Below are 12,056 nucleotides of genomic sequence, written 5' to 3'. Positions count from 1 at the left end.
CTGTCTCGCAACAACAAATCAACCAGATACGCCGCCAACCTTCAAACCGCCCAAACACCAGATTCAGTCATAGCTCCCTGATTAACGGTTCAACCCAATTAACGGTTAAGAATTACGCGGTGAAAACGTCCCATCAAAACGACGCCCAAAAAGATGCAGACCGTTGAAAACAACAACACATAGCTGCTGCTGGCATAAGATGCCTCATAGCTGCTGTAAAACCCGCTGCGCATTAACCCTGTGATATGAATTAGGGGGTTATACCATAAAATGCCCTCTATCGCGCGGGGCATGCTTTCATACAAAAACAGAACCCCTGAAATCAGCATTAAGGGCCGCATGACGATGCTCCATATCTGCATCCAGATGTCGAACAAACCAAAGAGAACACAGTTCATCAGGCCTACACCCAACCCCAAGGCAGCGGCAAGGAAGACAGATTCCACGATGGGGCCAATGTCTAAAATCGTGCGGCTGTCTGCCATCAGAACCAAGCCTGTTAGAATGATCACCATCACAAGGGTCTCGGTCAACAGCCCAAGGATAAAGCGCGCCAAAACGGCATCAAGCCATGTGACCGCAGGGTAAAGCAGCAAAGCGCGTGAGAAGTTTATGCACCGACCCACGTTTGACCCGATATTACTGTACATTGCGAAAGGCAAAAAACCCGTTGCAAAGAATAATAGAAAACTGGTGCCTAAAGCTGGTGTGCGAACCAGCAGTGAAAACCCAAATCCCAGCGCAACAATGCCGCCCAACGGCTCTAGCAGGGCCCAAATATACCCCCCCGGAGAGCGCCCGTAACGCGTTGCCATTTCACGCAGGATGAGGGCCGAAATCGCCCGAAATGTCGCAAAACTGCGGTTAGACCCCCGTGGCGATTTGTTGATCCGGGCGGGTGGAATTAACATTGCCTGCTGTTCCAAGTTAGGAATTTATTAAGGTAGTATGAGTAATATTTGATACAACTGTAAATAGTATTTTGGGAATGGCGATGAACAAAATTACTGTGAAAGACGGCGTAAATGACCGTCCCGCCACTGCGTTGCCGCCCGCAAAGCAGCCTGCACCGCAAGCAAAACCAACGCCACCACCGCCCGTGCGCCGCGCAGTAAAACCGGCCCGCTTTCGACGTCGCCATTTCGGCTTGGCCACGTCATTTATTGTGATTGTACTGCTGCCGCTTTCGGCCTTGGCGTTTTACCTGTGGGAGATTTCGTTAGATCAATACAGCTCTCTTACCGGCTTTACAGTCCGCAAAGAAGAAGGGACGGGCGCATCGGCTTTGATGGGCGGTCTGGCAAGTTTTACAGGTGGGTCTGTGTCGTCTGATGGCGATATTCTGTACGAATTTATCCTTAGTCAGGCCCTTGTGCAAAAGGTCGACGCCAACATTGACCTGCGCGGCTATTATAGCAGTTACAAGATCCTAGACCCTATTTTCGCCCTTAGGGAAAATGCGAGCATCGAAGATCTGGAGCAGTATTGGAGCCAGATTGTAAAGCTTTCGTTTGATCGCAGCACAGGATTGATGGAAATGCGGGTGCTGGCCTTCACGCCGGATATGGCCCAAGCTATTGCGGTAGAAGTCTTGCGGTTAAGCCAAGATATGATCAACGCCCTGAATGAGCAATCGCGCGCAGATGCCATGCGCTATGCCCAAAAAGATCTTGATGACGCGGTTGTCCAGCTGAAACAGGTGCGTGAATCGTTGACTGCGTTTCGCACGAAAAACCAGATTGTTGACCCAGCGTCCGATATTCGCGGGCGCATGGGGGTGATGAACAATTTACAACAGCAACTGGCACAATCCCTGATCGAATTGGATTTGCTGACGGGCGTCACCACCCAAAACAACCCGCGCCTTAGCCAAGCAGAGCGCCTTATATCCGTCATTCGCCAGCGTATTGCGAATGAGCGTAAAGAGCTGTCCTCAACCGGATCGGATGAGGGTAGCGATTATCCGGCGCTGATTGCCGAGTATGAAGGTCTAACGGTGGACAGCGAGTTCGCCGAGGAAAGCTATCGCGCGGCACGGGCGGCGCTTGATCTTGCACGGGCAAATGCGTCGCGGCAAAGTCGGTATTTGGCCACCTATATTGCGCCCACAATGGCCCAAACCAGCGAATACCCGCGGCGTGGTGTGATCTTTGGTCTGGCGGGTCTGTTTTTGTTGCTGGGCTGGGCGATTATGGCGCTGGTCTATTATTCTATTCGTGACCGCAGTTAACGGGGGCGGCGATGATAAAATTTGAAAACCTGACCAAAAGCTATTGGGTTCAAGGGCAGCAGAAAATTGTCATCGATAACCTTAGCATGGTATTGCCGACAGGTAAGTCATTGGCCTTGTTAGGGCTGAATGGCGTCGGAAAAACAACCCTGATGCAGCTGATTGCGGGCACGATGCGGCCCGACAAAGGGCGGGTTGTGTCGGATGGTACAATCTCTTGGCCCGTGGGGTTTGGCGGGTCGTTCCACCCTGACCTGACTGGCGCGCAGAACATTCGCTTTATCGCCCGCATCTACGGCGTAGATACCGATGAGTTGATCGCTTTTGTTGAGGATTTTGCCGATTTGGGCAAACACTTTGCGATGCCGGTGCGCAGCTATTCGTCGGGTATGAAATCGCGCCTGACGTTCGGCGCGTCATTCGGCATTCAGTTTGATACCTATCTGGTTGATGAGGTGACGGCCGTTGGCGATGCTGCGTTTCGGCGCAAAAGCCAAGCCTTGTTTCAAGAGCGCATGAAAACATCCAGCGCCATTCTGGTAACCCATGAAATGGCGCAAGTGCGCAGTTTTTGCGATGCGGCGATTTTGCTGGAAGATGGCCGTCTGAGCTATTTCGAAGATGTAGACACCGCTATCGCGGCTCATCTGAAAACCGTCGATAATAAGTAACCAAGGGCCTGCCAGCCTTTTTCCAAAAATACTATCTGCGCCAGGAGTATATCAGTCCAATGAAACGCTTTGTGATTTTAGGGCTGCCGCGCAGTGGCACGACGTATTTGATGAGCCTGCTGAATGCGCACCCTGATGTGATCTGTGCCGGCGAACAGTTTAACCCTTATGCCGTGATTGATACCAAAGAAGACGATAGCCACGCGGCCGTGCTGGGCCGTGACAAAGATCCGGTTGGTCATATGAACCGGTTCTTTGAAACCGCCGCTGCCAAAGGGGCGGCGAGTGGCGGGTTCAAATTCATGATCGGCCATAATCTGCAAGTGTTGCAGCACCTGGCCGCCGACCCTGATCTGTCGATCATATATGTCTGGCGCGAGAATAAGCTGGCGCAGGTGTCATCCCTAATTAAGGCCTTTCAAAGCAAAAAATGGGCGCAGACCAAAGCGGACGCGCATATCCAGCGCAAGATCGTGGCGACACCGCGTCAGATTAGCCATCGCTGGCATGAATATGCGACCTTCGACCATCTGATTGCGCTGTGGTTGGCAGGTCTGCCCAACCCCAAGGCTACTTATGAATATTGCGACTTGTTCCAGTCGGGGTTTGAGGCGGCGATTTGCGATTTTCTGGGCGTAAAACATCGGCGGGGCATGAAAAGCCGTTTGGTCAAGCAAGGCTGCAACGCGATCGAAGATCGGTTCGAAGACCCGCGCCCGATCCGGTATTATTTCAATCAAGTCGGTCTGGGGCGTTGGTTGGAAACTGAGATATGAGCCGCCCTTTTCGGATTCTTTATTACAACTGGGTTGATTATACCGATGCCGAGGGGCGCGGCGGCGGTGTGACGCTGTATCAGCGCAATGTCATCGAAGGGTTAGAGGCGCACCGCGATATCGAGGCCGTCTTTTTGTCATCAGGCCTAAGCTATGATCTGCGCACCCGCCCGCCGCGTTGGGAGGCCACGCGTCATGGCGCTGCAAAAAGCCAAAAGCGGCGGTTCGAATTGGTCAATTCCGGTGTGTTCGCGCCCGCACATAGCAGCTTTGGTGATCCGTCGCAGGTATCGCACCCCGCCACCCGTGCCGCGTTTTTCGACTTTGTGGCCCAGACAGGCCCCTATGATGTGATCCACTTTAACAATCTCGAAGGGCTGCCTGCTGATGTGCTGACCATCAAGCAGCAGCATCCGCAAACGCAGATCATTTTGTCACTGCACAATTACTATCCGATCTGTCCGCAGGTCAATTTATGGGCCAATGAACGGCAAAGCTGTGACGACTTTGCGGGCGGTGCGCGTTGCATCACCTGCCTGCCGCAGCAGGCGAATGCGCGTCTGTTGCGGGTGTCGAATGCCGTGTCATACCGTCTGCGCTGTGCGGGTTTGCAGCCCGGAACATGGGGTTATGATGTGGCGTTCAGGGGTGCCCTTGGCGTGGGGCGTCGCGGGTTGCGCGCTATGCGTTGGTTGCGCCAAAAGTCGAAACAACAGCCAGCCCCAGCCTCCCCAACGGCTCACCTTGCCTTTACTGCACGCCGCGCGGATATTACGGCTTTGATTAACGCCAATTGCGACTATGTGCTTTGTGTTTCAGATGCGGTTCGTGTGCTGGCACAGCGCTATGGGATTTTGCCAGAGTTAACGCGCACGAGCTACATTGGGACCCGTGCCGCCGCATTATTTGGTATGCCCTCCCTGCCCGCAGAACGCCCAGTAAAAAAGACCCTAACATTGGGCTACTTGGGGTATATGCGCCGCGACAAGGGGTTCTTTTTCCTGCTCGACGCACTAGAGGCGTTGCCCGCTGGCGTGGCCGCACAAGTCTGTATTGTTATAGCCGCGCGTGCGGGCGACAGGGCCACGATGGAGCGGGTCGCCCGCCTAAAGGATCATTTGGCAGGGGTGATTTATCATGACGGCTATACGCATGCGCAGTTGGAAACCGTTTTGGCGCCTGTCGATGTGGGTGTGGTGCCGGTGTTGTGGCATGACAACCTGCCGCAAGTCGCAATTGAGATGCATGCACGGCATATCCCTTTGCTGACTGCAGCTATGGGCGGCGCATCTGAGCTGGGCAACTGCCCAGACATGGTTTTTGCGCCCGGTGACGTCGGTGGTTTTGCCCGATCTGTGCAGGCCTTATTGGCAGGGCATATCGATTTTGCGGCCTATTGGCGTGGCGCAATGGCCCCGTTGACGGTCGACGCCCATATTTCGGAATTGTTGGAGGTGTATCAAACCCCTGCCAAGTAGGCCAAGGGGTAAGGTCACAGACTAAGCCTGCGTTTCACAAAGGGCACATCCGCCCAATGTTGCGAACAGGTGGGGTCAAAGATCACACTGCGCCCCTCAGAGACCAAAGCAAGGTATTTGCGGTATTCTTCGGCATCGTTGAAATGCTGGCCACGCAAAACTTCGGCCTGTGCTTTGCGCCGGAAATCGGCGTTGTATTTGAAATGGGCAAACAGCAATTCGCGCGGGGCCACGCGCACATCCCCCACAAAATGCAGCCCTGCCGACAGTCGCATCCAAGGCTGATAGCGCAGGAGGGCAAGTTTTTGCGCAACAAACAGGCTGCGGTGCGACCCTGCAATCAGCCTGTGCCGCAGCGCAGAGGTCCAACAGGGTTGATCTGAATACGGGCCCCGCGCCAAGGTATTGGACAAAAACGGGATGCTATCGGCAAAACCGGCCTGATCAAACGGCGTGCCTTTTGCGAAATCGGCATCCTCTAACGGCCCTTGCGGGTACATATCAAGCATGAAGATACGCGCCGCATTGGCATTGGCAAAATCGGGCTGGGCCAACAGGTCTGGCAATGTTTGGCTCTGTTTTGCTTGCCAAACCAGCAGCTCATCCGCATCGGCGACCAAAGACCATTTGCCGACGCGCAAGGCCGACATCATGGCTTGTTGCCACGCCACACCATAGCGCGACAGCTTGTAATCGGTATCAACCGAGAACAGCGCCACATCGGGTTGCTGCGCCAGATATTCCAAAGTGCCATCGTCCGAGCAGTTATCGGCAATCACAAACGCCCCTACGCCAAGCTTGCGGTAGTGGTTCAGAAAATGCGGCAGCATGAACATCTCGTTGCGCATACAGGCGACCACGGCCACCGCTGCGTCGCGGGCGTTTTGCACGGTTTTCTCGGTGCTGATAAGTTCGAGCGCGTTGGTCTGATACCCCAGTTTCACATCTTGATAGCTGGGCCAAATTTTACGCGGCCACAGACCGGGTTTATCAAGCCGTGTCAGCGCATCGGCCTGATCGAGATGGGTATCCAGATGGACCAACTGCAAAGCCGCGGTCTGGCTGGGGTGAAAGCTGTTGTGCCACAGGGCCACGGGCAGCGCGGCGCCATAGGTGCGGCGGCGCATTGATATGCGGTAATCCTGTTCATGCGGGCGAATGTTGCGCATGGCCAGCAGGTCGCCCAGCATTTTGTCTTCCATAAACGACACAGCGATCAGTTGCTGGCCCTCGGGGCTGTTGGCAGCATCAAGCACGGCGGCCATGGCGGTGCGGCTAAGGGCGTAGGCTGTGCCGCCATCAGCGTATTCGCTGGGCTCGGGCGATTTATCCAGATCAAGCTGGCCGCGCAAAGAGCTGGATTTGCTTTGATGCCACTTGCGGTCCATCTGGCCTGCAGCGCGGTACAGGTAGCGGCCGTAATAGTCGAATTTGCGATAGCTCAGCGATTGGAAAAACAGCGGCGCATTCAGAAAACAATCATCGTCAATTTTCAGCATATGCCCGTAGCGCGTGTTCTCGTGAACCCATTTAACAGCGGCCAATGTCTTTTGTGGCAGGCCTTCGTAATCGTCCGGCGCGTCCAGATGCACTATATCGCCGCTGAGTGTGCCATCGCCATTTCCAATGACCACAACATAGGGCACGCCCAAATCCTTTAGCAGACCCAGCCATCCCTCACGCATCGCGGGGATGCGGGTGGTCAGGTAGGGCGCGCAAGAAAACACGGTGACGATGGTATCAAACAGCGGGTGCCCCTTGGGCAGGCCTGTGTTGTCGCACGCAGGCAAAGGCGCGAGAGGAATGGCAAGGTGGTCCACCAGTGATTGCGCCGCAGGTTGCAGATCGGCGCGACCCATCAGCCGGCGCAAGGGTTGGTGCAGGGCAGGCGCATTGCGCCATGCATCGGGCAGGGTGGCGTTTGTCTTCTGGCGGACCCAATCACAGAATGCGTCCACAGTGGCGGGGTCGGTGTCATGCAATGCGTCAATCATTGCCACCGCCATGCCCAGCCCCAAATAATGCGCGTCGGCATCGGCCAGCTGGCCAAGGCTGTCGGTCAGGGCCACCGTTAGGCCATCTTGCGCAGGGTTTTGAACCAGCCCCATGGCCTGCTGTGCCGCAAGCTGTTGGGTTGCAAAATAAGGCGCACGCGGGGTTTGCGGGTAAAGCAAGGGTAGGGCGGTACGCGCCATATCCGCGGCCTGCGGCTGTACCGGCGCGCTGTTTGGAAAGGCCATGTGACGCAAGATGTTGCGGCCGAGGACGCGGCTGTCGGGTGCATATAAAGCCCCCAAATCAGCCAAACCAATCGCACCCTTGGGGGCAATGGGCAGGCCTGCGGGCCCAAACAGCTCGCGCCTTACACGCGGGGCGTCGACGGATTTGGCGGCTTCAAACAGGTGCAGCGCCCGATCTTTCTGCGCGGCATCGGTGTGGTCTGCTGCAATGTCGGCAAAACCCGCTTGTGCCGTCAGAATTTCGTTGGGCAAATCAGGCGCGCTCTCAAGCTCGGCCCAGAACTGCCGCGACAGGCCATAGATTTGCAAACACATAACCACGGCATCGTGCTGCTGGTCAGGCGTAAGGCGGTGACGGTGACGGATCAAAGCCGCAGCCGTGCGGGTCAGTTCACGGCAATGCACACGGTCCCAGTAATCGCCAGCCCGCGCCCAGAGGAAGGCGGAAAAGGCCTCAAACATATAGCTGCGGGTATGGGCAGGCGTTTGCGGCTGCGCAATACAGGTTCGCACAGCCCACGCAATGGCAGGCGTTACCAGCCAATCGGATGTGGTCTGTGCCAGACTGTTCAGATCATGGGCGGCTTGGTCATAGCGGCCATCTGCCACCAGATAGGGCAAAGCCGCCGAAACGGCCCAGCGGCTGCCTGCGTGGGGCAAGGGCAGTATTCCCCGGTTTTTGGCAAGCTGGTAAAGGCCGTTGAAATCTTGGCCTTCGGTACAGAAAAACTCGGCCAGTTCCAGAAACAGCGGTGCTTGCGTTTCTGCCGAGACTTGGAAGCCTTGGAGAACAGTCAACGGATCGGGGCAGTGGCCAAGCGGTCCGGTTTGGCTTTGCGCCATACGGGCGACAATGCTTGCGACCTCTTGGTCGATCGGGTCGCGCTTTAGGGAAGCGCTTGCAGCGGGGGGCTCGATGCCATACCCAGCGCTATCGTCGTTCATAAAGCTTTGGACAGCATAAAAGGCGGCCAACCTGTCCAGATGCGCGCGCGCAGGCGCAGACAGCAGTGGCAGCAACCCAGCATAGCGGACGTATTCAATTACGGTCAGGCACAACGTGCTGTCAGCCATTGCCAATGGCAACGTCAGCAGCGCCTCAATTCGGGTGGCGAGGTCGCTGCGTGTCAGGGTCAACCGCTCTGTTTGGTCGCCTTGAGCCAGCTCTAGCGTTAACCCCTGCGCAAACGGCAAATCGCGCCAAAGCGAGGCGGGCAGCAGCGCGCTGGCCGTACCCTGCGGCCCAGCTGTGGGTGACAGGCTTTCATTCGATGGCAGTACATGCAGCGTGGCCACTGGGTTTAGGGCAGCCAAGCGCAGGGTAAGCCGGCTGTCAAAGCTACAGGCTGTCTGCGGCAGCTGCGGGATAAGATGCGTGGCGATGAACGCCCCGTTGGTGTGGAACCCTGCAATAGTCTCTAACCCAGCGAAACGGTGGCTTTCGCGCTGGGCAACGTTGAAAATCTGGGTGCCATTCAGTAAGACGCGCACAGAAGGCGGGGTGAAATCAAAGGTGACTTCGGCATTGCCCGAGGACAGATCGACAGTACGGTGGCATTCTGCCTTCCACTGGCCATCAGGGTGCTGGCTGTTGCAGACGGCCAGCCCCTCTTTGTGGCGCAAAGACAGGTGAAACAGCACCTGATCCCGACCAGCGGCCTGAAAATAGATATTGGCATAGGGGCTGGCGTGGAACTGCGCCCGCAGCGTGGCCAGCCCATAGTCTTGCAGATCAAACGCTTGCAAGGGCATATTATCTTTGGTGGCCAAGGCGGGGGTTGCACGGCGGCGCAGCGCGGCGCGACCGATCCGCCCCATACGCCCGTACAAAACCGCCACGGGGTCAAGCATCTGCGCCAATCGTGGCCCGACAAACGGATCAAGGCCTGCGCTGCGGTTCGCACCATAGCCGCGCCAAAAGGCAGTAGCGGCAGCCGACAGCAGCATTTGCAGCCGTGGCAGGCGGCCTGAGTAATCGCCGAAATAGACCTGTTCCCGCAAGGCGCGCGTAAACAGCCGCCGTTGCCAACCGTCTGGCAGGTTTGGCCCATTGCTTGGCAAAGCCTGTGTCACAGCATCGATCAACGCGGAATGCCCGCGAGCAAGGGCGCGCCCGCCCCATGGGGTTTGCCAGCGCTCAAACCCCTCATCGCGCATCGTTACGGTAACGCCCGCTTGGGCAATATAGGTGCTGCGCGATGCCAAAAGGGCAGCATTCAGGCATAGTGCCCAATCAGGCCGTGGCCCGTTGTTAAAACCCAAGCCATGCAAGGCAAGAAAACTGCGCAAGAATATCTTGGCGCTGCACTGCGCCTCAAGGCTTAGCGCCTGTTCTGGTGACAGATCAAGCGGCCCTGCAGGCGGGGTGCCCAAGGGCCAAGCGCCCATATCAAGGATGCCGTTATGATGGGTGACCGCACCTGTGTTACGATGTGCCATTTGCAGCGGGGTCATGCCAAACTCGGCCTGTGCGCTTAGCATCGCCTCGGTACGGTCCAGCAAAGTCCATGGTGTCAGCGCATCACCTGTTTGTACAAAAACCACATAGGCCCCACGTGCCTGTGCCAAGCCGTGGTTAAACCCTGTACCTTCCCCCCGTTGCGGGGCGCACAAGACCTGCCAATGGGCGGGCATGTTAGGGCAGTGATTGGCCAGCCTGCGCTGTGCGGCTTTGCTTTGGCACACAATCAGTGCCTCAAACCCCGGTGCGGTTTGGGCGCGCAGAGAGGCAAGGCTGCGATCAAGGGCGGCGGTATCAATGCCATCCCAACACAAGATCACGCTAAGGGGCAGGGTGCCCGCCAGCTCCAGGCCCCAGCTGCGCCCGATGTCATCGTCCCATTCAGGGCTGTAGGCCAGACCGTGCTTTTGCAAGAACTCCCGCGCGGCGGTGGCAAAACGGGTGCGGCGGTCGGGGTCGGCGATAATAGTGCTACGCTCAAACATCAGCCTGCTGGCGATGCGTGCCAATGCGGTATGCCCGCCGGTGCGGGTGCCTGTGTCAAACTGCTGCTTTATAGTCTCTAACACCGCGAATTGTTCAAAAACACGGTCACCATCTTGGGCGGTGATCTGGCCGCTGCGCCCGCGGGTTTGCAGATACAGCGCCTCGGGCAAATGCAGAATGTGATCGGTCCGCGCTGCAACACGGTGGAAAAACCCGTGATCCTCAAACCAAGTGCCGGTGTCAAAGCGCAAACCCTCGATCAAGGCACGGCGGTACAGTTTGTTCCAGGCCGATGGGAAATGCACGATTACATCGCAGCAATCGTTCAGCGGATACCGCCGTTGCGCGATATGTTCGGCCAGATCGGGCTGGCCGTGGATGGCAGAATGACTGCCGCCGCCTGTGGTATTGGACTGGATAGCACAGGCCACCCAATCGGCACTGGTCTCTTGCAGCACCTGCCACATTCGCATCAGATAGTCGGGCATGATCCGGTCATCGCTGTCGACAAAGGCAATATAGCTGCCGGTGGCGTGGTCCAGCCCTGTGTTGCGCGCCGCACCTAGACCGGCGTTATCCTGCCGGATCAGGCGAAAGCGCAGGTCGCCAGCGGCGGCCGCCAGTGCAATCTCGCCGCTGCCATCGGTTGCCCCATCATCGACCAGTATTACGTCAAAATCAGTCAATGTCTGCGCCCGCACGCTTTGGATGCATGCGGCCACATAATCGGCAACGTTGTAGATCGGGATAATCACCGAAATACGCGGTGAATGCTGGGTATTCTGGGCAGGTGTTATCATTGTGTTAAGGCTTTTGGGGGTAAGGGTCATATACTTGTTGTTTCGTAACTTGCTCTGTAGGTAAAGGTTATTTTTCCCGCTAAGCGCGAATGGATGATACAAAAAACAACCAAAGCACCAAGGAGCCGATGTTGAGTTATCCTTATATTATCTGGACGATGCGTCGTACTGGTGGGACGACATTGGCGTCATTGCTAAGCACGCTTTCCGAACATGCAGGTGTTCAGCATGAGCCGTTTAATTCAGACCGGATCTTTGGCCATATTGCCAGTGCTTTTGCCCAGACGGATTGTGTCGCGCAGCTGCGGCTGGATTTGCAGGCCTGTCTTGCGCAAACCCCGCTGATCAAACATTGCCACGAGCTGATGTCGCCTGCCTTTAACCAAGTGCTTCTGGACGTGACCACGGCACTGGGATACCGGCACATCATTTTAGACCGGCACAGCGAAGCAGACCGTATTATATCGCTTGAACTGGCCTATCTGACGGGTGCATGGGGCGGAGAGGCCGCGCAGAAAATCTATCCGGCGATTGAGGCGGGTGAGATGGTTCTAGAGCCACTAAACATGCAACGCGCTGTGCAACACACGCGCCTGTGCATGGCCCGCCGGCAAGAGTTGGCGCAGATTGCAACGGCAGCAGATCTTGCGCCTTTTGTGGTCTATTTCGAAGATGTTTATAATGATCCTAAAGCAGGCCGCCTGCTAATTGAACGCCTGCTGGGCTTTCTGGACATCGAAATCAAAGACCGCACAGCGTATGAAAAACGGGTCGATGATGCCTTACTGCGCCGCGGCCAGAATTCCGCGCGCATTTTACAGGCCGTCCCCAACGCAGACGCAGCCAAACAAGAGTTGGAGGCTTTGCTGAACGCGCAAACCTCTGTCTTTCAGGCGTCATAACGCCATCATACC

General features: G+C 56.5%; 7 protein-coding genes. 5 read left to right on the top strand and 2 right to left on the bottom strand.

Features of this window, described 5'->3' with window-relative positions; genetic code table 11:
• Positions 1–98 precede the first annotated feature (98 nt).
• The gene (locus tag ACEN2J_RS15050) at positions 99–911 is read right to left on the bottom strand and encodes an ABC transporter permease (RefSeq protein ID WP_442106926.1); all 813 of its coding nucleotides are present in this window, start codon (positions 909–911) and stop codon (positions 99–101) included.
• Between the two features lie 83 nt (positions 912–994).
• On the opposite strand from ACEN2J_RS15050, the gene ACEN2J_RS15045 reads away from it, so the two are divergent.
• From ACEN2J_RS15045 to ACEN2J_RS15030, 4 genes are read left to right on the top strand one after another with little or no spacing between them, the layout of a single operon-like run.
• Positions 995–2,230 (top strand): sugar transporter, encoded by a 1,236-nt coding sequence (locus tag ACEN2J_RS15045; protein WP_442106925.1) that lies wholly within the window; start codon positions 995–997, stop codon positions 2,228–2,230.
• 11 nt (positions 2,231–2,241) lie between these two features.
• On the top strand, positions 2,242–2,901 hold the full coding sequence (locus ACEN2J_RS15040) for an ABC transporter ATP-binding protein (RefSeq protein ID WP_442106924.1): 660 nt from the start codon (positions 2,242–2,244) through the stop codon (positions 2,899–2,901).
• A 59-nt stretch (positions 2,902–2,960) separates the two neighbouring features.
• Positions 2,961–3,677 (top strand): sulfotransferase, encoded by a 717-nt coding sequence (locus tag ACEN2J_RS15035; protein ID WP_442106923.1) that lies wholly within the window; start codon positions 2,961–2,963, stop codon positions 3,675–3,677.
• Entirely contained in the window at positions 3,674–5,155 is a 1,482-nt protein-coding gene (locus ACEN2J_RS15030) for a glycosyltransferase (RefSeq protein ID WP_442106922.1), read from the top strand. The genes ACEN2J_RS15035 and ACEN2J_RS15030 overlap by 4 nt, the downstream gene beginning before the upstream one ends.
• A gap of 14 nt (positions 5,156–5,169) precedes the next feature.
• Here the strand turns inward: ACEN2J_RS15030 and ACEN2J_RS15025 are convergent, their stop codons facing one another.
• Complete coding sequence (locus ACEN2J_RS15025; RefSeq protein ID WP_442106921.1) at positions 5,170–11,142, bottom strand: glycosyltransferase; 5,973 nt, start codon at positions 11,140–11,142, stop codon at positions 5,170–5,172.
• A 131-nt stretch (positions 11,143–11,273) separates the two neighbouring features.
• On the opposite strand from ACEN2J_RS15025, the gene ACEN2J_RS15020 reads away from it, so the two are divergent.
• The gene (locus tag ACEN2J_RS15020; protein ID WP_442106920.1) at positions 11,274–12,044 is read left to right on the top strand and encodes a hypothetical protein; all 771 of its coding nucleotides are present in this window, start codon (positions 11,274–11,276) and stop codon (positions 12,042–12,044) included.
• Positions 12,045–12,056 lie beyond the last annotated feature (12 nt).

The sequence above is a fragment of the Pseudorhodobacter sp. W20_MBD10_FR17 genome, from assembly GCF_052119765.1.
Taxonomy (GTDB): domain Bacteria; phylum Pseudomonadota; class Alphaproteobacteria; order Rhodobacterales; family Rhodobacteraceae; genus Pseudorhodobacter.
This window is presented reverse-complemented; position numbering and strand designations above follow the sequence as displayed.